Source organism: Streptomyces sp. NBC_01244 (genome assembly GCF_035987325.1).
Taxonomy (GTDB): domain Bacteria; phylum Actinomycetota; class Actinomycetes; order Streptomycetales; family Streptomycetaceae; genus Streptomyces.
The window spans coordinates 3104269-3124383 of record NZ_CP108488.1 but is presented as its reverse complement, the minus strand read 5'-3'; the positions used below and the strand labels follow the sequence as shown (position 1 = coordinate 3124383).

The 20115-nt window shown below is 72.5% G+C and carries 25 protein-coding genes; 14 read left to right on the top strand and 11 right to left on the bottom strand.

Translation table 11 applies throughout. The features are described from left to right. Positions 1-20: 20 nt before the first annotated feature. Positions 21-1085 (bottom strand): MBL fold metallo-hydrolase, encoded by a 1065-nt coding sequence (locus OG247_RS13830; protein ID WP_327252534.1) that lies wholly within the window; start codon positions 1083-1085, stop codon positions 21-23. A gap of 202 nt (positions 1086-1287) precedes the next feature. Between OG247_RS13830 and OG247_RS13825 the strand changes: the two genes are divergently transcribed. From OG247_RS13825 to OG247_RS13815, 3 genes are all read left to right on the top strand, one after another. Then, on the top strand, positions 1288-2766 hold the full coding sequence (locus OG247_RS13825; RefSeq protein WP_327252533.1) for an aldehyde dehydrogenase: 1479 nt from the start codon (positions 1288-1290) through the stop codon (positions 2764-2766). Next, positions 2766-2999 carry a ferredoxin gene (locus tag OG247_RS13820; protein ID WP_327252532.1) on the top strand — a complete coding sequence of 78 codons (234 nt, stop codon included), beginning with the start codon at positions 2766-2768 and terminating at the stop codon, positions 2997-2999. The genes OG247_RS13825 and OG247_RS13820 overlap by 1 nt, the downstream gene beginning before the upstream one ends. A 131-nt stretch (positions 3000-3130) precedes the next feature. Next, entirely contained in the window at positions 3131-3415 is a 285-nt protein-coding gene (locus tag OG247_RS13815) for a hypothetical protein (RefSeq protein WP_327252531.1), read from the top strand. 76 nt (positions 3416-3491) lie between these two features. Here OG247_RS13815 and OG247_RS13810 read toward each other — a convergent pair whose 3' ends face one another. Beyond that, positions 3492-4169 carry a TetR family transcriptional regulator gene (locus tag OG247_RS13810; RefSeq protein ID WP_327252530.1) on the bottom strand — a complete coding sequence of 226 codons (678 nt, stop codon included), beginning with the start codon at positions 4167-4169 and terminating at the stop codon, positions 3492-3494. Positions 4170-4416: 247 nt separating this feature from the next. Here OG247_RS13810 and OG247_RS13805 point away from each other — a divergent pair, with 247 nt between their 5' ends. The 3 genes from OG247_RS13805 (at position 4417) to OG247_RS13795 (ending at position 7683) form a co-directional block, all read left to right on the top strand. Further along, a complete protein-coding gene (locus OG247_RS13805; protein WP_327252529.1) occupies positions 4417-5754 on the top strand; it encodes a glycosyltransferase family 4 protein in 1338 nt (445 codons plus the stop codon). A gap of 61 nt (positions 5755-5815) precedes the next feature. After that, complete coding sequence (locus OG247_RS13800; protein ID WP_327252528.1) at positions 5816-6586, top strand: class I SAM-dependent methyltransferase; 771 nt, start codon at positions 5816-5818, stop codon at positions 6584-6586. Further along, on the top strand, positions 6583-7683 hold the full coding sequence (locus OG247_RS13795; protein WP_327252527.1) for a prenyltransferase/squalene oxidase repeat-containing protein: 1101 nt from the start codon (positions 6583-6585) through the stop codon (positions 7681-7683). Before OG247_RS13800 ends, OG247_RS13795 begins: the two co-directional genes overlap by 4 nt. 58 nt (positions 7684-7741) lie before the next feature. Here the strand turns inward: OG247_RS13795 and OG247_RS13790 are convergent, their stop codons facing one another. Beyond that, a complete protein-coding gene (locus OG247_RS13790) occupies positions 7742-8044 on the bottom strand; it encodes a hypothetical protein (RefSeq protein ID WP_327252526.1) in 303 nt (100 codons plus the stop codon). 113 nt (positions 8045-8157) lie between these two features. On the opposite strand from OG247_RS13790, the gene OG247_RS13785 reads away from it, so the two are divergent. Continuing rightward, complete coding sequence (locus OG247_RS13785) at positions 8158-8802, top strand: hypothetical protein (protein WP_442813277.1); 645 nt, start codon at positions 8158-8160, stop codon at positions 8800-8802. Between the two features lie 91 nt (positions 8803-8893). Next, positions 8894-9367: a hypothetical protein gene (locus tag OG247_RS13780; protein ID WP_327252525.1), complete on the top strand. Its 474-nt coding sequence runs from the start codon at positions 8894-8896 to the stop codon at positions 9365-9367. Positions 9368-9411: 44 nt separating this feature from the next. Here the strand turns inward: OG247_RS13780 and OG247_RS13775 are convergent, their stop codons facing one another. The 4 genes from OG247_RS13775 to OG247_RS13760 form a co-directional block, all read right to left on the bottom strand. After that, on the bottom strand, positions 9412-10422 hold the full coding sequence (locus OG247_RS13775) for an LLM class F420-dependent oxidoreductase (RefSeq protein ID WP_327252524.1): 1011 nt from the start codon (positions 10420-10422) through the stop codon (positions 9412-9414). Positions 10423-10529: 107 nt separating this feature from the next. Next, complete coding sequence (locus OG247_RS13770; RefSeq protein WP_327252523.1) at positions 10530-11351, bottom strand: hypothetical protein; 822 nt, start codon at positions 11349-11351, stop codon at positions 10530-10532. Between the two features lie 148 nt (positions 11352-11499). After that, positions 11500-12480: an N-acetylmuramoyl-L-alanine amidase gene (locus tag OG247_RS13765; protein WP_327252522.1), complete on the bottom strand. Its 981-nt coding sequence runs from the start codon at positions 12478-12480 to the stop codon at positions 11500-11502. 146 nt (positions 12481-12626) lie between these two features. Then, positions 12627-13268, bottom strand: a complete 642-nt coding sequence (locus OG247_RS13760) for a class I SAM-dependent methyltransferase (protein ID WP_327252521.1) — start codon at positions 13266-13268, stop codon at positions 12627-12629. Positions 13269-13478: 210 nt separating this feature from the next. On the opposite strand from OG247_RS13760, the gene OG247_RS13755 reads away from it, so the two are divergent. Further along, a complete protein-coding gene (locus OG247_RS13755) occupies positions 13479-14105 on the top strand; it encodes a hypothetical protein (protein WP_327252520.1) in 627 nt (208 codons plus the stop codon). A 19-nt stretch (positions 14106-14124) separates the two neighbouring features. On the opposite strand, the gene OG247_RS13750 is transcribed toward OG247_RS13755, so the two are convergent. Together OG247_RS13750 and OG247_RS13745 are read right to left on the bottom strand one after the other, a co-directional pair. After that, positions 14125-14967: a uridine kinase family protein gene (locus OG247_RS13750; RefSeq protein ID WP_327252519.1), complete on the bottom strand. Its 843-nt coding sequence runs from the start codon at positions 14965-14967 to the stop codon at positions 14125-14127. 38 nt (positions 14968-15005) lie between these two features. Continuing rightward, on the bottom strand, positions 15006-15305 hold the full coding sequence (locus OG247_RS13745) for a hypothetical protein (RefSeq protein ID WP_442813276.1): 300 nt from the start codon (positions 15303-15305) through the stop codon (positions 15006-15008). A 274-nt stretch (positions 15306-15579) separates the two neighbouring features. On the opposite strand from OG247_RS13745, the gene OG247_RS13740 reads away from it, so the two are divergent. After that, entirely contained in the window at positions 15580-15717 is a 138-nt protein-coding gene (locus tag OG247_RS13740; RefSeq protein WP_327252518.1) for a hypothetical protein, read from the top strand. Beyond that, positions 15718-16671 carry a hypothetical protein gene (locus OG247_RS13735; RefSeq protein ID WP_327252517.1) on the top strand — a complete coding sequence of 318 codons (954 nt, stop codon included), beginning with the start codon at positions 15718-15720 and terminating at the stop codon, positions 16669-16671. It abuts the gene before it with no gap. A gap of 54 nt (positions 16672-16725) precedes the next feature. Here OG247_RS13735 and OG247_RS13730 read toward each other — a convergent pair whose 3' ends face one another. Next, a complete protein-coding gene (locus tag OG247_RS13730; RefSeq protein ID WP_327252516.1) occupies positions 16726-17610 on the bottom strand; it encodes a LysR family transcriptional regulator in 885 nt (294 codons plus the stop codon). Between the two features lie 80 nt (positions 17611-17690). Here OG247_RS13730 and OG247_RS13725 point away from each other — a divergent pair, with 80 nt between their 5' ends. Further along, a complete protein-coding gene (locus tag OG247_RS13725; RefSeq protein WP_327257463.1) occupies positions 17691-18422 on the top strand; it encodes a CTP synthase C-terminal region-related (seleno)protein in 732 nt (243 codons plus the stop codon). 73 nt (positions 18423-18495) lie between these two features. Here OG247_RS13725 and OG247_RS13720 read toward each other — a convergent pair whose 3' ends face one another. Further along, on the bottom strand, positions 18496-18912 hold the full coding sequence (locus OG247_RS13720; protein WP_327252515.1) for an ATP-binding protein: 417 nt from the start codon (positions 18910-18912) through the stop codon (positions 18496-18498). A gap of 84 nt (positions 18913-18996) precedes the next feature. Between OG247_RS13720 and OG247_RS13715 the strand changes: the two genes are divergently transcribed. Together OG247_RS13715 and OG247_RS13710 are read left to right on the top strand one after the other, a co-directional pair. Continuing rightward, positions 18997-19845 (top strand): helix-turn-helix domain-containing protein, encoded by an 849-nt coding sequence (locus OG247_RS13715; RefSeq protein WP_327252514.1) that lies wholly within the window; start codon positions 18997-18999, stop codon positions 19843-19845. Next, positions 19805-20065: a DUF397 domain-containing protein gene (locus OG247_RS13710; protein ID WP_327252513.1), complete on the top strand. Its 261-nt coding sequence runs from the start codon at positions 19805-19807 to the stop codon at positions 20063-20065. The genes OG247_RS13715 and OG247_RS13710 overlap by 41 nt, the downstream gene beginning before the upstream one ends. Positions 20066-20115: the final 50 nt, after the last annotated feature.

Genomic DNA, 20115 nt, shown 5'->3' with positions numbered 1-20115 from the left:
GCGCCGCCCACCGGCGCCCCTTACACGGCGCGGTACGTCACGGGGTCGGTGCCCGGTACCGCCTCCGCGCGGCCCTGCTTCACCAGGCGCCGCAGGTGGGCCTCCGCTTCGGAGACGGCGATGTTGCGGGAGCCGTACGGGATCTGCTCCCAGGGCCGGTTCCACTCCATCCGCTCCGCCAGCGCCCACGGGGTCAGCGGCTCGGCGGCGAGCAGTTCGCGCAGCCCGGTCAGCCGCTCCTCGTGGTGGTCCAGGAGTTCCCGTACGCGGGCCGGGGCGTCGGTGAACGCGTGCTGGTGGGCCGGGAGCACCTCGGCGGGCCGGAGGCGGCCGATGCGTTCGAGGGAGTCGAGGTAGTCGCCGAGGGGGTCGGTGATCCGCTCGGAGGAGGGGTCCTCGTAGAGGCCGATGTGCGGGGAGATCCCGGGCAGTAGGTGGTCCCCGGAGAAGAGGCGGCCGTTGCCGGGCAGGTTCGCCGGATGCTTCTCCTCCAGGTGCAGGCAGACGTGGCCGGGGGTGTGCCCCGGGGTCCAGATCGCCCGCAGCCGGCGGCCGGCCAGCGGCAGCAGCTCGGCGGGCACGATCTCCCGGTCGGGGACGGCGGCCCGCAGCCCCGGGAGGGTGCTCATGCGGCCGCTCGCGCGGGCGGCGCGCAGCGGGGCGATGTGCTCCTCGGGGGCTCCGGAGGTGGCCAGCTTCTCGCTCATGTAGTCGAACCAGACGCCGGGTTCGGAGGCCCGGGTCCGCACCACGATCTCGCTGTCGGCGGCGTGCATGGCGATCCAGGCGCCGGAAGCCTCGCGGACCTGGCCGGACAGGCCGTGGTGGTCGGGGTGGTGGTGGGTGATGACCACGCCGTGCACGTCGGCGACGGCGATGGAGAGGGCGGCGAGGCCGGCGACGAGGGTGTCCCAGGACGCGGGGTCGTCCCAGCCGGTGTCGATGAGGACCGGGCCGCGGTCGGTGTCGAGGACGTGGACGAGGGTGTGGCCGAGCGGATTGTCGGGGATGGGGACCTTGATGCCCCACACGCCGCCGCCGTGATCGGTGACGTGAGGTGCCACGTCCGGGGTGTCCTCTGCCATGAGGGGCTCCGCTCTTACGGGCTCTAACAGGAACGTGTTGCAATAGTCGCCCAAGTCGACCATTTTTGCGGGCTCCTGACTAGTCGTTGGATCTTCGGGGTGTCGGGTGAACCGATGCGCGGGCGGTTCGGTCAGCGCCGTGGACTCCTAGAACTAGAACTGGTATCAGTTCTGGAACGCCAAGCCGCAGGAGGCATCAGCCATGACCGAGCTCGTGGAACACGGAAAACTGTTCATCGGCGGTGAGTGGACGGATCCGCTGGGCTCCGACACGATCAAGGTCGTTTCGCCCCACACCGGGCAGGTCATCGGCAGCGTCCCGCACGCCTCGAAGGCGGACGTCGACCGGGCCGTCGCCGTGGCCCGCAAGGCCTTCGACGAGGGCCCCTGGCCGCGCACCACGCTCGAAGAGCGGATCGCCGTCGTCACCCGGATCAAGGACGCCATAGCCGTCCGCCACGAGGAGATCGCCCGCTCGATCAGCTCCCAGAACGGGTCCCCGTACTCCTGGAGCATCCTCGCCCAGGCCCTCGGCCCGATGATGGTCTACGACGCCGCGATCACCGTGGCCCGCGCCTACCCCTACGAGGAGTTCCGCCAGGGCGTCCTCGGCCCGATCCTCGTCCGGCGCGAGGCCGTCGGCGTGGTCGCCGCCGTCATCCCGTGGAACGTCCCGCAGTTCGTGGCCGCCGCCAAGCTGGCGCCCGCGCTGCTCACCGGCTGCACGGTGATCCTCAAGCCGTCCCCGGAGGCGGTCCTCGACTCCTACATCCTCGCCGACATCGCCCGCGAGGCCGGACTGCCCGAGGGCGTGCTGTCGATCCTGCCCGCCGACCGAGAGGTCAGCGAGTACCTCGTCGGCCACCCGGACGTGGACAAGGTCGCCTTTACCGGCTCCGTGCCCGCCGGCCGGCGGGTCATGGAGGTCGCCTCGAAGAACCTCACCCGCGTGACCCTCGAACTCGGCGGCAAGTCCGCGGCCGTCATCCTCCCGGACGCCGACCTCGACACCGCCATCGCCGGCATCGTCCCCGCGGCCTGGATGAACAACGGCCAGGCCTGCGTGGCCCAGACCCGCGTCCTCGCCCCGCGCAGCCGCTACGAGGAGATCGCCGAGGCGCTCGCCGCCGCGGCCTCGGCGCTGGTGGTCGGCGACCCGCTGGACCCCGCGACGCAGCTCGGCCCGCTGGTGGCAAGGCGGCAGCAGCAGCGCTCGCTCGACTTCATCCGGATCGGTCAGGAGGAGGGCGCCAAGGTGCTGTCCGGCGGCGGACGTCCGGCGGGACAGGGCCTGGACCAGGGCTGGTACGTGGAGCCGACCCTCTTCGGCGACGTCGACAACTCGATGCGGATCGCCCGTGAGGAGATCTTCGGCCCGGTCGTCTGCCTGATCCCGTACGGGGACGAGGCGGAGGCCCTGAGGGTCGCCAACGACTCGGAGTTCGGGCTCAGCGGCAGCGTCTGGACCGGTGACGTCGAGCACGGCATCGACTTCGCGCGGCAGGTGCGGACGGGCACCTTCAACGTGAACACCTTCAGCCTGGACATGCTCGGGCCGTTCGGCGGCTACAAGAACAGCGGCGTCGGGCGGGAGTTCGGCCCGGAGGGGCTGAGCGAGTACCTGGAGCACAAGATGATCCACCTCCCGGCAGGGTACGTACCCCCCGCGGCCGGTGCGTGATGGGTGACCGGTGGCACGTCGAGGTGGACCGGGGGGTCTGCATCGGCTCGGGGATGTGCGTGAACCACGCCCCGGAGGGCTTCGCCCTCGACTCGGCGCGGCAGTCGCATCCGCGGGTCGCGGACACGGACGCGAGCGAGCCGGTGCTCGCGGCGGCGGAGGGGTGTCCGGTCGAGGCGATCGCGATCACCCTGCTGGGCAGCGGCGAGGCGGTGTTCCCTCCGGAGGACTGAGGGGGTCGCCGGGGGGCCGGGGCCCGTGGAGCGGCCCCGACCCCCGCTCCACATCCGGCAGCGTGTGGACACTCCTGCGACCGCCGTCGGGCCGAACCTCGCCCGGCGGCTTCGCAAGGGGCGGGATGAGCATGAGCGAGAACAACGGGACGCCTGTGTCCGAAGTGTCCGAAGTATCCGAACCGGCCGAACCGACCGAACCGGACACAGGAGGCGTGCAGTCCGCCGGCTCCGGCAAGAGCAGCACGGCCAAGCGGCTCAAGGTGCTGGCCGTGGTGGCCGCCGGGGTGGGGGTCCTGGTCGCCGGAGGCATGCTGGCCCCGGAGAAATCCCGGGCGACCCTGCGGGCCAACTGGGTCGAGGTGCCCAGGTCAAGATGCCCGTCGGCAGGGCCTACTTCAGCTTGCTCGCGTTGAAGGAGAGTCCGGAGTGCGAGGAGCGGTTCGCAGAGTCGGACGGATAGCCGGAGTGCGCGCACCCGCTACAGCGGGATCAGGACTTTTTCGGGGGCGCCGAGGGCGCCGCAGGCGCCGCCGCCGGGGGCTGCGGGGCCGTGAGGTCGATCAGGCGGCAGACCGTTTCGATGTCTATCTTCACCTGGGCGATCGAGGCCCGGCCCGACAGCCAGGTGATCAGGGCCGAGTGCCAGGTGTGCTCGATCACTCGGACCGCCGACAGCTGTTCCGCCGTCGGCGGGGCGTCCAGGCCCATCGCGTCCAGGATGATCGCCGTCGTCAGCCGGGAGACCGTGTCGACCTCCGGGCTCACGCTGCGGTCCGCGAAGGTCAGGGCCCGGACCATCGCGTCCGCCAGGTGCGGCTCGCGCTGGAGCGCGCGGAAGGCCCGCATCAGGGTTTCCGCGACCCGGGCCGCCGGCTCGTCCCCGGCCGGCGGGCGCTTGCGCAGCGTTCCGTGCATGTGCTGGAGCTGGTCCTGCATGGTCGCGACGAGCAGGTGCACCTTGGAGGGGAAGTACCGGTAGAGGGTGCCGAGGGCCACGCTGGAGGACTCCGCGACCTCGCGCATCTGCACCGCGTCGAAGCCGCCGCGGCTCGCGAGCTGGGCGCTGGCGTGCAGGATCCTCCTGCGGCGTGCCTCCTGGCGCTCCGTCAGGGGCGGAGACGCCGGTGTGGTGACGGCTGGGGTCACGGCCTTCGCTTCCGCTGTCATCTGTCCCGTTCCGGTTCCAAGGCGTTCCAGTTCCAAGGCGTTCATGCGTGTGCGGGGGTGTCGCCGGGTGCTCGCGCGCCCAGCATGGCAGGCGCCCGAGCCGTGGCGCGAATCACCCGCCACCCCTCTTACGGTGTGGTTTCCGGCCGGTAGATTCAATGCTCTTCAACGGATCAAGTCTGAAACTTGTTCTACATTATCCGAGCGGTTACGCTCCGGCGAAAGTGCAGGGAGAAGGGGGCCGAGAGTGACCGCAGAGGCCATGGTGACGAGCCCTCTCACGGGTCCGGCCGCCGACGGAAGCCGCCCGTTGCGGATCGCACTCCTCACCTATAAGGGGAACCCGTTCTGCGGTGGCCAGGGCGTCTACGTCCGCCACCTCGCGCGCGAGCTCGTGAAGCTGGGCCACCGTGTCGAGGTCATCGGCGCGCAGCCCTACCCGGTGCTCGACACCGACGCCCTCACCGGCGCCGGCGCCACCCTCACCGAGCTGCCCAGCCTGGACCTCTACCGCAGCCCCGACCCGTTCCGCACGCCGGGGCGCGACGAGTACCGCGACTGGATCGACGCCGTCGAGGTCGCGACCATGTGGACCGGCGGATTCCCCGAGCCGCTGACCTTCTCGCTGCGAGCACGCAGGCATCTGGCCGCGCGCGCCGGTGAGTTCGACGTCATCCACGACAACCAGACGCTCGGCTACGGGCTGTTGGCCGACCTCGGCGCCCCGCTGGTCACCACCATCCACCACCCCATCACCGTCGACCGCGAGCTGGACCTGGCCGCCGCCAAGGACCGCAGGAAGCGCGCTTCCGTGCGGCGCTGGTACGGGTTCACGCGCATGCAGGGCCGCGTGGCCCGCCGCCTGCCCTCCGTGCTCACCGTCTCCGGCTCCTCCAAGAAGGAGATCGCCGAGCACCTCGGCGTCCGGGACGAGCGCATCCACGTCGTCCACATCGGCGCCGACACCGACCTCTGGTCACCCGACGCATCCGTGGCCGAGGTGCCCGGACGGATCGTGACCACGTCGAGCGCCGACGTCCCGCTCAAGGGGCTCGTGCACCTCGTCGAGGCCCTCGCCAAGCTCCGTACCGAACAGCCCGACGCCCACCTCGTCGTCGTCGGCAAGCGCGCCGAACAGGGCCCCGTCGCCCGCGCGATCGAGACGTACGGACTCCAGGACGCCGTCCGCTTCGTCAAGGGCATCACCGACACCGAGCTCGTCGACCTCGTCCGCAGCGCCCAGGTCGCCTGCGTGCCCTCGCTGTACGAGGGCTTCTCGCTCCCGGCCGCCGAGGCCATGGCCACCGGCACCCCGCTGGTCGCCACCACCGGCGGCGCGATTCCCGAGGTCACCGGCCCCGACGGCGAGAGCTGCCTCGCCGTGCCGCCCGGCGACGCGGGCGCGCTCGCCGCCGCGCTGGGCCGGCTGCTGGGCGACGGCGAACTGCGCACCCGGCTCGGCGCCGCCGGCCGCGAGCGGGTGCTGTCCCGCTTCACCTGGGCCAGGGCCGCCGAGGGCACCGTCGTCCACTACCGCGCCGCCATCGAGCGGGCGGCGGCTCCGCAGTCCCGTACCGCCCGGTGACCTCCACCTTCCGTCCGATGCAGTTCCCCTCCCCACCCCGCGACCGCGAAGGCAGGACCACGTGCTGACCGTCGATTTCTCCCGGTTCCCGCTCGCCGCAGGCGACCGCGTACTCGATCTGGGCTGCGGCGCAGGCCGGCACGCCTTCGAGTGCTACCGGCGCGGCGCCCAGGTGGTCGCCCTCGACCGCAACGGCGAGGAGATCCGCGAGGTCGCCAAGTGGTTCGCCGCGATGAAGGAGGCCGGCGAGGCCCCGGCCGGCGCCACCGCCACCGCCATGGAGGGCGACGCCCTCGCGCTGCCCTTCCCCGACGAGTCCTTCGACGTCGTCATCATCTCCGAGGTGATGGAGCACATCCCCGACGACAAGGGCGTCCTCGCCGAGATGGTCCGCGTCCTGAAGCCCGGCGGACGCATCGCGATCACCGTGCCGCGCTACGGCCCCGAAAAGATCTGCTGGGCGCTCTCCGACGCCTACCACGAGGTCGAGGGCGGCCACATCCGCATCTACAAGGCGGAGGAACTGCTCGGCAAGATGGAGTCCGCGGGCCTCAAGCCGTACGGCACCCACCACGCGCACGGCCTGCACTCGCCGTACTGGTGGCTCAAGTGCGCCTTCGGCGTCGACAACGACAAGGCGCTGCCCGTCAAGGCGTACCACAAGCTCCTGGTCTGGGACATCATGAAGAAGCCCGCGCTCACCCGGCTCGCGGAGCAGGCACTGAACCCGGTCATCGGCAAGAGCTTCGTCGCCTACGCCACCAAGCCGCACCTCCCCGTGGACGCCGCCGGGGCTACGGCCGGGGCCGAGGCCGTGGGCGCCGCGCAGTGAGCTCTCCCGGGCGCACCGCACCCGAACACCTGGTCCTGGACGGCGTACTGACCGCCGAGCAGGCCGCCGCCACCGTCGCCGGGATCCTCGCCGCGCAGCGCGCCGACGGGGCCATCCCCTGGTTCCGCGGGCACCACCTCGACCCGTGGGACCACACCGAGGCCGCGATGGCCCTCGACGCGGCCGGCGAGCACGAGGCCGCCGAGCGGGCCTACGACTGGCTGGTCCGCCACCAGAACGAGGACGGCTCCTGGTACGCGGCCTACGCCGACCGCGAGGACGGGGTCGACACCCGCGAGCCGCAGGACGCGAGCCGGGAGACCAACTTCGTCGCGTACCTCGCCGTCGGCGTCTGGCACCACCACCTGTCCACCGGCGACGAGGCCTTCCTCGACCGGATGTGGCCCGCCGTGTACGCGGCCGTCGAGTTCGTCCTGCGGCTCCAGCAGCCGGGCGGCGAGATCGGCTGGAAGCGCGAACCGTCCGGCGAGGACGTCCGGGACGCGCTGCTCACCGGGTCCTCCTCCATCCACCAGGCACTGCGCTGCGCGCTGGCCATCGCCGAGTACCGGGGCGATCCGCAGCCCGACTGGGAACTGGCCGCGGGCGCCCTCGGGCACGCGATACGCCGGCACCCGGAGCGGTTCCTGGACAAGTCCCGCTACTCCATGGACTGGTACTACCCCGTCCTCGGCGGGGCGCTGACCGGCGCGGAGGCGAAGGCCCGGATCGAGGAGCGGTGGGAGGAGTTCGTGGTCCCCGGCCTCGGCGTACGGTGCGTGCTGCCGAACCCCTGGGTGACCGGCGGGGAGTCCTGCGAACTGGTGCTCGCGCTGTGGGCGACGGGGGAGTCGGACCGGGCCCTGGAGATCCTGCGCTCGATCGGCCACCTGCGGGCCGACAACGGCATGTACTGGACCGGGTACGTCTTCGACGACCGGGAGGTCTGGCCCGTGGAACAGACCACCTGGACGGCGGGCTCGCTGCTCCTCGCGGTGGCCGCCCTGGGCGGCGACGAGGCCACCGGCACGGTCTTCGGCGGGCTCTCGCTGCCGTCCGGACTGGAACCGGACTGCTGCGCCGGGACGCCCGCCTGAGTACGGCTCGTCCCCCGGCACGGGCCGGGGGACGGACACCGGCACGGGCCGGGGCCCGTCAGCGCCGGTAGAGCCGGCCCGCGATGGCGTGGCCGATGACCAGGTAGGCGACGGCCGCGATGCCGTAGCCGACCACCACCTGGATCCAGTCGCGGTCGAAGGTGAACAGGTCGTAGGACCAGCCGGCCAGCCAGCTCGCCGCGTCGTGGATGAAGTCCACCAGGGAGTTGCCCTGGTTGGCTTCCAGCAGGTACAGCAGGATCCACAGGCCGATGACGAAGGCCATGACGTCCGCCACGACCGCGACGGCGCGGCCTGCCTGGCTGCTTCCTCTGGTGTGCACTCGCGTGTGTGTGGGCATGCCGCGCTTCTGGCCGCTCCCCGGCCGGATAAACCCGAACGGGTCCCCCGGGTAGCGGAGTCGGGCGGCCGGGGCGAGGCTGCGGGGGACGCCTCAGTCCCCGGAGGAAACCCGTGTCCCTGCCCACCACAGCCGTCCGTTTCCGCCGTGCCCTCACGGCGGTCCTCCTGTCCTGCGCCCTGCTCGGCGGTGCCACCGCCTGCGGCTCGGGCGGTGGCGACAAGACCGCCGCCGGTCAGGCCGACGAGGTCTCGGTGGCCATGGCCGCGTTCGCCGAGGCCGACGCCGCGGCCTCCGCCGAGGACGCGGAAGCCGCCGCCGCCACGCCCTCGCCCAGCAGCCCGGAGGAGAAGCAGAAGTTCGCCAAGACCCGCTTCGTCGCCAACGCGGGCCTCGCGGCCGGTGCCACCTACCAGTGGATCATCAAGCCGTACAAGGCCGGCAAGTTCAAGAAGGGCACCAAGGGTCGCACCTTCGCCCTGGTCAAGGCGGGCCTCGCGGGCGCCTTCGCCTACAACCGGCTGAAGGCGGCCAGCGAGAACGCCAAGGGCGACCCGCTGCTGTCGAAGGCCGTGGGCCCGCTGACGGCGGGCATCGACTCCCTCAAGGGACTCGGCTCCAAGCTGCGCAAGGGCCAGGCGGGCGACGCCGACATCGGCGCCTTCGAGGACGTCATCAACGGCGTCAAGGAGGCCGGGAAGAGCGCGGGCGCCACGGTGACCGACAAGATCCCGAGCGCCGGGCAGCTGACCGGCTGAGCGCAGCCGCCGCCCTCCCGAAGTCGCCGCCCTGGAACAGGCCGGACCGGAGCATTCCGGTCCGGCCTGTTCCACCTGTTTGAATGGGGCGGTGATCGAGTACGTGGTCCTCGCCGGCGCCGCCGCCGGAACCGGCTGGCTGATGCGCCGCAAGCACCTGCGGCGCCGGGCCGTCGCGCCCGTGCCCGGTATCCCGTGCATGGCACGCCGGCCCGCGGGCACCGGCCGCTGGCGCAGCGGCCGGGTCTACGCGGACCGGGGCGCGGCCCGCTGGGTGCCCGGCCGGGGCGAGCCCGTGATCCTGACCGGCGGCCGGGCCACCGGCGTACGGGTTCCCTCCGTGAAGGAGGGCATCTCCATCAACCCGGGCTCGCGCATCGTGACCTGCGCGTTCGAGGACGGCGGGGCCGGAGCCGTCGGATCCGCCGGAGCCGCCGGGGACATGGAGATCGCCGTGATGCCACTGGACCTCCGGGAACTGCTGGCCGCGCTGGGGCAGGCCGTCCCGGAAGCAGCCCCGGAGGAGCCGGCCGCCCCGGAAACGGCCCCGGAGGAGCCGGCCTAGGCACGAGCCGGGGTAGGCACGAGCCGGCCCCAGGCCGATCCGGCCTAGCTGTTCAGCTCCGCCAGGACCCGCAGGGTGTGCGGGTCGGGGGCGGTCAGGAGCAGGTCGGTCACCGGGCCCTTGCGCCACAGCTCCAGGCGTTCGGCGATCCGCTCCCGCGGGCCGATCAGGGAGATCTCGTCCGCGAAGGCGTCCGGGACGGCCATGACGGCCTCTTCCTTGCGCCCGGCCAGGAACAGCTCCTGGATCCGCCGCGCCTCCTCCTCGTAGCCCATCCGGCCCATGAGGTCGGCGTGGAAGTTGCGCGCCGCGTGCCCCATCCCGCCGATGTAGAAGCCCAGCATCGCCTTGACCGGGAGCAGTCCCTCGGAGACGTCGTCGCAGACCTTGGCCCGCGCCATCGGGGCGATCATGAACCCCTCGGGGAGCTCGGACAGCGAGGCCTGGTAGACGTCCGTGCGGGTCGGCGACCAGTAGAGGGGGAGCCAGCCGTCCGCGATGCGGGTGGTCTGGGCGATGTTCTTCGGTCCCTCCGCGCCGAGCAGGACCGGCAGGTCCGCCCGCAGCGGGTGGGTGATGGGCTTGAGGGGCTTGCCGATGCCGGTGCCGTCCGCGCCCCGGTACGGGTGGCTGTGGAAGCGGCCGTCCAGTGCGACCGGGGCCTCGCGGCGCAGCACCTGGCGGATGACGTCCACGTACTCCCGGGTCGCCGTCAGGGGGCTGGAGGGGAAGGGGCGCCCGTACCAGCCCTCGACCACCTGCGGGCCGGACAGGCCGAGGCCCAGCATCATCCGGCCGCCGGACAGGTGGTCCAGGGTCAGGGCCTGCATGGCGGTGGCGGTCGGGGTGCGGGCGGCCATCTGCGCGATGGCCGTGCCCAGGCGGATCCGCGAGGTGTGCGCGGCGATCCAGGTGAGCGGGGTGAAGGCGTCCGAGCCCCAGGCCTCGGCGGTCCACACGGAGTCGTAGCCGAGGTTCTCGGCTTCGGCGGCGAGGTCGAGGTGGTCCGGATTGGGGCCGCGGCCCCAGTAGCCGAGTGCGAGTCCGAGGCGCATGTGACGGTCCCCTCCACGAATCTGACGATGCGTCAGGTGACTGTAGGGCAACGGCCCCCCGCCCGGAAGGGCGGGGGGCCGTCGTGGCGCCGTACGGGCTCGCGGGATCAGCCGCGCTGGATGCCCGAGGTGTCGTTCAGGACGCCGCGCCGGCCGTCCTGGGTCTGGGCGATCAGGGTGGCCGGACCGCGCTGTTCCACGGCCAGGTACCAGGTGCCGGGCGCGAGCTCCGCGATCGGGGCGGGGTTGCCGTCCTCGGCGAAGAGCGGACGGGCCACCGGAACGGCGAACCAGAACGGAGTGAAGTCCGCCGCCGGGGCCGGCTGCGGGGTCGCGTCCTGCGGGGGCTGGGGCTGCTCGTGGCCGCCGCCGTAGGGCGGGACCGGCTGCGGGGCGGCCCCGTACGGCTGCGGCTCCTGGCCGCCCGGGTATCCGTACCCGGCACCCGGCTGCGGCTGCTGCTGCCCGCCGTACGGCGGGACCGCGGCCGCGGCGGGCTTCGGGTCCGGGATCAACTGCCCGGCGAGTGCGGGCACCTTCGACCCGAAGAGGGTCGCGCCGGCCAGCACGGCCGTGGCGAGGAAGCCGAGGACGGCGCCCGCACCCAGGTCGGCCCCGGTCGGGCAGGTGATCAGCGCCCAGAGCGCGGACCATGCCGCCGCGACGGAGAGCACCGTGCCCCAGGCCTGGAAGGGCAGGCCCAGGAGCTGGCGTCCGGCGGGCTGCAGGCGGGCCGCGACGAGCAGGCCGACGGCGATGAACGCGAGCAGGAAGATGCTCGGCAGCGCCAGCCGGTACACGTCGGTGTCCCACGCGCTCGGTGCGTCGACGCCGGGCGCGGAATAGAAATCGAGGAACGAGGCGATGAACAGCAACGCCGCTGCTCCGATCACCACGCCGTCGCCTCGAGTGAGGGATCGGATGTTCACGTCTCAGGTGTCCTTCTCGGTCTCGTCGTCTCGTGGTGCCGTGGGTGCCCGCCGTGACGCAGGGGGCGGGCGGCACCATGGTACGGAGCTTTGCCGCGGCCGAGAGGATCGGGGCTGCGGGCCGTCCGGAGGGACGGTCCTGGTGGCCCTACCCGCCGAGGAAGCCGACGATGCCGTCCGCGATGCCCTGGGCCGCTTTCTGGCGCCACTCCGGACTCGACAGCTGCGCCGCGTCCTTGGCATCACGCATGTTGCCGCATTCGATGAACACCTTGGGCCGGGTCGAGAGGTTCAGTCCGCCCAGATCGTCGCGGACGACCAAGCCGGTGCCGCTGCCCAGGTAGTTGGCGGGCGCGGAACCGGTGGTCCGGGCGAAGTTCCCGGCGATGCGCTCGCCGAGCTGCCGGGAGGGTTCGATGATCTTCGCGGTGTCGGCGCCGCCGCCCTTGACCTTGGCGGGGAGGATGACGTGGAAGCCGCGGCTGCCGGCCGACACCCCGTCCGCGTGGACGGAGACCACCGCGTCGGCGGCGGCCTCGTTGCCGATCCGGGCGCGTTCGTCGATGCACGGGCCGAAGGGGCGTTCCTTGCCGGCCTCGTGGGTGAGGACCACCTTGAGGCCCTTGGCCTCCAGGACGGTGCGCAGGCGCCGGGACACGTCCATGCTGAACTCGGCTTCCATGTAGCCGGAGTTGGTGGTCGTGCCGGTGGTGTCGCACTCCTTGCGGTTGGTGCCGATGTCCACCTGGCGGTTGATCTCGGTGGTGTGCTTGAAGTTGCCCGTGTTGTGGCCGGGGTCGATGACGACCGTGCGGCCGGCGAGACCCTTGGCGGCGGCGGGGCCCGGGGTCCCGGCGGGGGCCGCGCTCGCGCCCGGTGCGGGGGTCGGCGCCGCCGGTGCGGAAGGCACCGCCGCCGACGCCGCGAGCGGCATCACGATCCGGGGCGGCCGCGAGTCGTCGCCCGCGCCCCCGCTCAGCACCTCGGTCAGTACCCACGCCGCCAGGGCGGCCGGGGCGATCGCGGCCGCCGCGACGACCAGGGTGGACCGGCGGGCGTACCAGGGCCGGTCCGGACTGACGGACGTCGAGGACTCGGGGAGCGGAGGGGAGCTTTCGTCGTAGCGCACCCGGCGATGCTAGACCGGAGGTCGGTCGGGTGTACGGACCCTGGGCCATCCGGGGGCGCGGTGAGGTTATATGCCGAGATGGGGGCGGGGGTGGGTGTGGGGGTGCGGCCCGGGGCCGAAAGGGCGGCGCCTGGATGATCAGATGGTCAGATTCCCTCGCCCGTGCGGCGCAGCACGCGCAGGGAGTCGGTCACCGAGACCTCCTCGAAGGCGCCCGAGGCCAGGGCGCGCACGTAGATGCGGTACGGGGCCTGGCCGCCGTCGGCCGGGTCGGGGAACACGTCGTGGATCACCAGCGTGCCGCCCTCGGCGACGTGCGGGGCCCAGCCCTCGTAGTCGCCCGTCGCGTGCTCGTCGGTGTGGCCGCCGTCGATGAAGACCAAGCCGAGCTTGCCGCCCCAGGCCGCGGCGACCTGCGGGGAGCGGCCGACGATCGCGATGACGTGGTCCTCCAGGCCGGCCTTGTGCAGGGTCCGGCGGAAGGTGGGCAGGGTGTCCATCAGCCCGATCTCCGGGTCCACGACGCTCGGATCGTGGTACTCCCAGCCGGGCTGCTGCTCCTCGCTGCCCCGGTGGTGGTCCACGGTGAGCGCGCTCACCCCCGCCTCGCGGGCGGCGTCGGCGAGCAGGATCGTGGAGCGCCCGCAGTAGGTGCCGACCTCCAGCAGCGGCAGCCCGAGCCGCGCCGCGGAGGCGGCGGCCTCGTACAGGGCGAGCCCTTCCCCTACGGGCATGAACCCCTTGGCGGCCTCGAAGGCGGCGAGGGTCTCCGGCTTGGGGCTGGCCATGGTGTTCCTCCTGCGGGGGTGGGTGGCATGCGGCCTGGATCGGCGCACATCGGCGGCCCATGCTGCCTTACCCGCTGGTAGGACGCCATGCCCGGGCCCGCCCGCGGCGCCGGGGTGGTCAGCGGGCACGCCCGGCGACACGAGCACCTGTCGATCCACTCGTCGACAGTTTTACTTGTCATCCACTCTCTCGGCAGGTAAACATGTCACATGGATGATTCGGCACCGATTCCGACCCCCGACAGGAACGACGAGGACTTCTGGGCCACCGTCATGGCCCTCGTGGAGCCCGCCTGGAGCGAGCCCGCCGAAGACGAGGCGTTCGACATGGACGACCAGGTGCTCGACGCGGTCCGCCCGCTGGCGCAGCGCATCTCGACGCGCGCGCAGGCCTACCGGGCCGCGGGAAAGCACTTCGACTCCGCCCTCATGGCCGCCCCCGACGTACAACTGGCCCTGCTGCGGGCGCTCTACGAAGCCAAGCGGTCCGTCGACCGGATGGCCGAGAGCGCCGCGACCGTCGCAGGCCGCAGCGGAGCCAGCTACACACAGCTCGGCGCTGCCTGGGGCGGCATCAAGCGCCAGTCCGCCCGACTCAAGTGGCCCCACGCCGTGGCGAAGCGGTCGGCCAGCGAGTCCATCCCGCTGCGCTACGCGGGCGGCACCGCCGTCATCCACCACGACCCGGACGCCGACGCCTGGTGGTACACCGCCGTCGCCGCGGACGGACAGGAGGAGGAGTCGCAGGCCGTGCACCCCACGTACGCGGAGGCCATCGCCCGGGCGACGGAGTTCCTCCTGGGCCGCGCCGAGTCCGCCGGACCGGCGGCTTCCTGACGGCGCGGGTGCCGCCCGCTCAGTAGCCCCTGACGAGGAGCCCCGCTCGGGTCTGGGGCCAGGTGGTGCGCAGGTAGTGGTCCTCGGCGGCGCGCCAGCGGAGGATCCACTCCTCGGAGTTCTCGCCGCGTGCGCGCACCCGCCGCAGGCAGACGTCCCGAGGGGTGTCGACGTAGGCGGTGAGGTCGTAGTACGGGGCCAGTTCCGGACGGGCGGAGTAGACCCCCTCGACGATCACCACGCTGCCGCGGGCGACCTCGCGCCAGGCCCCCAGCCGTCCGGTGCTCCAGTCGTAGAGCTGGTAGCGGACGGCCCGGCCGGCCCGCAGCGGGATCAGCACCTGGTCGCGCAGCCGCTCCCAGTCGAAGTAGCGGTGGTATCCCTGTTCGGCGTCGAGTTGCTCGCGCTCGTGCTCGGGCATGGGGCGGTAGAAGTCGTCCACGTGGACCACGACGGCGCCGCCGAGGAGCGTGGCCACCGCGGTGGCCAGCGTGGTCTTGCCTGATCCGCCGGCGCCGTCGACGGCGAGGAGTCTGGTGGCCCGTCGGGTCGGGGGCAGCCGCAGAAGGCCTTCGGCAACGTCCCCCGCCCGCTCCGCCAAGTCCACGGGCTGCCGGTCCTGCGGCGGCCCGGTCGTCCACGCGGCACTCGACAGCACGATCTCCTTCGCCTCCGCGAGGCCGGCCCCGAGCAGGTTCCGGGTGACGATGATCGAGTCCATCACCCCCGTTCCGAGCTCCCGCAGTAGCTGCTGGACCTGTTCCATTCCCTCGCCCCGCTCGAGCAACGGTGTGCACCGGTCGACCAAGCGGGCCATGAGGGCGGCGCGTTCGGGAGGAAGGCCGTAGCGGCTGTCGGGCACGGGAACTCCTTGCGGGCGGCGCGTACGGTGGGGACGAGCTAGCGAACACGGCCTCCGGCGCCGCCCGCGGGGCAGACCTCGGCCCCCAGACCGATTGCGGAGAGGATCGCCTCGACCGTCTCCTCGACCGATTGCGCGGCGTTGTCGATCCACGTTCCTTCCCGCCCGAGTTCGGAGCGCAGCGCCTCGTCCAGCGGGGACCAGTCCACGGCGAGGACCTTCTCGCGGGTCTGGTTCCGCTCCCACGCGACCGCCGGACCGGGAGCCAGCACGACGAGGTGCAGCGGCACGGCCGTCAGCTTCGCGCGGTAGAGGTCGAGGTGGGAACGGCGGACCACGACGTCATCGAGCACCGGGACGAAACCGGCCCGCGCGAAGCTGTCCGCCAGGAGGTGCCTGTCAGGAGGATCGCTCCCGCGGCCGGTTCGCGGTCGACGGACATCTGCTGCAAGGCCATACGAATTCTCCGGTCGATCACTGGGGGTTGGGGGCTGTCCAGTAGCCCCTGCGGTCATCCCCGCACTCTATGATCACGTCGATCTGATGGGCCGACAGGGGGAGCGGGCGATGGTCCTGCGCGGGCGTGCGTGGAGTGCGACGGGAGCCGTTGTCATGGTGGGGACGGTCATGGCCGGGTGCGCGGGTGGCGGCGGGGCCGCCGGATCCCCCGGCCGGTCTTCGGCCGGTACCGCAGGCGGCGCCGCGCCGCTGCTGACCGAGGCGCAGGCCAAGTTGGTCTTCGACAGGTAGGTGCTGGAGAAGGCCGCAGCCGTCGAAAAGGGCGACACCGGGGCGGTCGCCGCCGTGGAGGGCGGTCGGCTGCTGGAGGAGAGCCGGGCCGCGGCGCGGCTGGACCAGGCCAAGGGAACCAAGACGACGCCGGTCCGTTATGTGCAACCGGTGTTCCTGATTCCGGCGGTGGTGGAGGGTGCGCGGGCTCCCCGGGGATTCGCCGTACTGAGCAAGAGGGAGGGGGCGGAGAAGGACCGGAGCTCTGTCCTGCACTACTTCACTCGTGGCGGAGACGGCGGAGACGGCGGAGGCGGCGGAGGCGGCGGAGGCGCTGGGGACTGGAAGGCCGTGGTGGCCACTTGGGTCGTCACCGTGCCTCCTCCGGCGACCCCGAGCGCCTCGCCGACGGCGTCCCCCGAGGCGGGGGTCATCAAGGTCCGCCCGAAGGTGCTGCCGGAGCCGGCGCGGGGAGCGGCCGACAGCGCGGAGCTGTCGCCGACCGCGACGGCGGACACCGCTGTGTGCGGGCGCTACGCGGACTACTTGAGCTTCATCGCGCCGGCGGGGAAGCCGGACAGCCCGCACTTCGAACCGGGTGACTTCACCAGCAAGATGGTGGACCACTTCAACGGGTGGGACGCGGAGAAGTTGCAGCGCAGCTTCTCCTACCGGCCGGCGGGGGAGGAACTGCCGGTGTTCCGGCTGAAGAACGGCGGCTCCCTGGTCACCTGCACGCTCGAGGGAACGTACCGGAACCGGGGTGTCACCGTGGCGAACTGGGCGCTGCTGGATGCGGAGAGCGACTCCGAAGCCTTGCTGGGCGGGGGTCGCCGCAAGTGGGCCAGCATCGAGGAAGTGTGGAGTGTGACGGCGGTCGTGGAGGTCCCGCAGGGCGGTGGACCCGCGACGGTCCTCTCCACCGATGCCTACGACGCGACGAAGTTGTCGGTGAAGGGCGTGGAGTGGAAGTAGGGCGGCTGCGTGCCCCCCGCTGCGGCCCGGAGGACCGGTCCGGACGGGCCGGGCCTACCGCGCGACCGTGAGGAGGGCCGTCAGGCGGGCAGTGTGCGGGGTCGGGGACGTCGGGTGGAGGAGTTCCGTGCGGTGGACCAGGCGGGGGGTGCGGACCGGGACCGCCGTGGTGCCGGGGAAGGCGGCGGCCAGGGAGAGGGGGAGGGCGGTCAGGCCGTGGCCGGCCGCGGTCAGGGCCGCCAGGGCGTGCGGATCGGTGCCGTGGTGGCGGATTCGCGGCTGGAAGCCGGGGGTGTGGCTGACCTCGCGGAGCCGGGCGAGGGGGACCGCCGTGTCGGGCGCGTCGATCCACTGCGCCTGCGCGAGGTCGGGCAGCCGGACCGAACTCCGCCGCGCCAGGGGGTGGTCGTGCGGGAAGAGCACGGCCAGGGGCTCCTCGGTGACGGCGAGGGTGACGGTGGGGCCGAGGTCCGGCAGCGGGAGGGGGTCGCTGGGCGCGGCCACCCCGTCCACGAGGCCGAGGTCGGCGCGGGCGGTCAGGACCGCCTCGAGTACGGAGTCCCGGCCCAGGACGTGGAGGTCGACGTCGACCGGCCCCTCGGCGCGCAGCCGGGCCAGGGCCCGGGCGAGCGCCGGGCCGAAGGTCGCGGGGGAGCAGGCCAGCGTCAGCCGGGCGTCGGGGGCCCGGTGCAGACGGGCGATGTCGGCGCGGGCCGCGTCCAGGCGCAGGAGCAGCGCGGGGGCGTGTTCCATCAGCCGGGCCCCCGCCTCGGTGGGGGCGACGGGCCGCCGCTCGACCAGCCTGGCGCCCAAGTCGGCTTCGAGCGCCGCGATGTGCTGGGAGACGGCCGACTGCGTGTAGCCGAGGACCGAAGCGGCGGTGGAGAAGGAGCGGTGTTCGAGGACCGCGACGAAGGTGCGGAGGAGATGCGGATCCATGGGCATCAGTATCGCTTATGTGGGTAGTGCGGATCATCGTTGGACGTGATGGGCCGAGGGCTCGGAGGATGGTCGTCATGATGAACGTGAACCAGACCGCCGGCCCGGCAACCGCCCGCATCGCCCTCATCGCGGACCGCTCCGACGCCGTACGTTCCCACGCCCGCGTCCCCGGCCTGCTGGAGGCGTTGCGCCTGCGCGAGGGCCTGGACCTGGACGCCTACTGGATCCCCACCGAGGAGGCGGGCGAGGGCATGGACGGCTTCGACGCCGTCTGGGTCCTGCCCGGCAGCCCCTACCGCAGCGAGGACGGGGTGCTCGCGGCGATCCGGGACGCCCGCGAGAACGGCATCCCCTTCCTCGGCACCTGCGGCGGCTTCCAGCACGCCCTGCTGGAGTTCGCCCGTACGGTCTGCGGCCTCGACCGGGCCGCCCACTCCGAGAACGCCCCCGGAACCGCCGAGGCGGACGCCGTGGTCGTCCCGCTGGCCTGCTCGCTCGTGGGCCACGAGGGCACCGTACGGATCACCCCCGGATCCCGCGCCGCCCGGCTGCTCGGCGCGGACCGCACGCAGGCCCGCTACCACTGCACCTACGGCCCCAACCCGCTCCACCTGGACCTGCTCCGCGCCCACGGCATGACCTTCACCGGCGCCGACGAGTCGGGAGACATCCGCATCGCCGAACTGGCCGAGCACCCCTTCTTCCTGGCCACCCTCTTCCAGCCCGAACTGGACGGCGACGGCACCCGCGCCCACCCGATCGTCACGGGCCTGGCGGCGGCGGCCGTCGAGCACGCGCGGGTCCGCTGACCGCGGGGGCGGAAGGGGGGTGTTCCCTGCCGGGGGCGGGAAGGTTCAGGCGCGCGGCTGACCCGAACACCGGTCACCGGTCGAGGTCGCACTCGAACCACACCGTCTTTCCGGTGGAGTCCGCGTCCGTGCCCCAGCGGTCGGTGACCGCCTCGACCAGGAGCAGGCCCCGGCCGCCCTCGCTGAGCTCCCCGGAGTCGGGTGCGGGCCGCGGTGGCGCGGGGCAGCCGTCCGAGACCTCCACGCGCAGTCCGGCCGGCTGTCGGAGGATGAGGACCGCGCAGCCCCGCCCGGGGACGTGTCGTGCGACGTTGGCGACCAGCTCGGTGAGCGCGAGCTCCGCGGCGTCGGCCAGGGCGTCGAGCTCCCACTGGGCGAGGAACATCCGCAGGATGCGGCGCATGTGCCGGGCGGAATGGTCACCGACGGTGAAGCCCATGCGGTAGCTGTGGTCAATTCCTGCTGATGAGGGGCCAGTTGCGAGATTCATGACATCAGGGTGAGGTGGCGTCGTTACGCTCGGCTATGGACCGAAACGAACGCCGCACGGCGTGAACTTGGGGGTGACCGCTCCATGGTCAACATCCGCAGCCTCGATCCCAGCGCCTCGCCGCTGGACTACTACGGCTCGGAACTGCGCCGCCTGCGGGAGGCCGCCGGACTGAAACAGGGGCAGCTGGGCGACATCATCTTCTGCGCGGGCTCGCTGATCGGGCAGATCGAGACCGCGAGGAAGGTGCCGACCCGAGACTTCTCGGAACGGGTCGACGCCGCGCTGGACACGGGCGGGGTGTTCTCCCGCCTGGTGGGGCTGGTGCTGCGGAGCCAGCTGCCGACGTGGTTCCAGGCGTACGCGGAGATGGAGGCGAAGGCGACCTACATCTCCACCTTCCAGGCGCAGCTCGTCTACGGACTGCTGCAGACGGAGGCGTACGCGCGGGCCGTGCTCGGCGTGCGGCACGACAAGCGCCTCGACGCGCAGGTGGCCGCCCGCATGGAGCGGCAGCGGATCCTGGACCGCGAGCACCCGCCGCTGATGTGGGTGGTGCTGAGCGAGGCCACCCTGCACCAGGAGGTCGGCGGCCGGGAGGTGATGCGAAACCAACTCGCCCACCTGTTGGAGCTGCGGGACCGGGAGTGGGTGCGGGTGCAGATCCTGCCCTTCGAGGCGGGCGCGCACGCGGGGCAGATGGGTTCGTTCACCCTCCTGCGCTTCGACGACGACCCGGATCTCGTCTACACCGAGGACTTCGTGCAGGGGCACATGACGGCCAATCCGGAAGCTCTCAGGGAGGGTTCGCTCCGTTACGATCACCTGCAGGCCGCTGCGCTCTCCGTGGAGAAATCGGCGGAACTGATCGCCCGCGTAATGGAGGAACGCTATGGACACCATCCAGAACCTGACGGGCGCGCGGTGGCGTAAGTCCTCGTACAGCAGTGACACCGGCGGTGATTGCGTCGAGTGCGCCCCGCTCGGCGACGCCGCCTGGCACAAGTCCTCGTACAGCGGTGACACCGGCGGCGAGTGCGTGGAGATCGCCCCCCAGCCGTGCCGGATCGCCGTCCGGGACTCCAAGGTCCCCGACGGCCCCGCCTTCACCGTCGCCCCCGCCGCCTTCGCGGAGTTCGTCCGCAGCCTCTGACGGGACGGCGCGCCGCTGCTCCGGACGCCTGTGGGTGGCCCGAGCAGCGG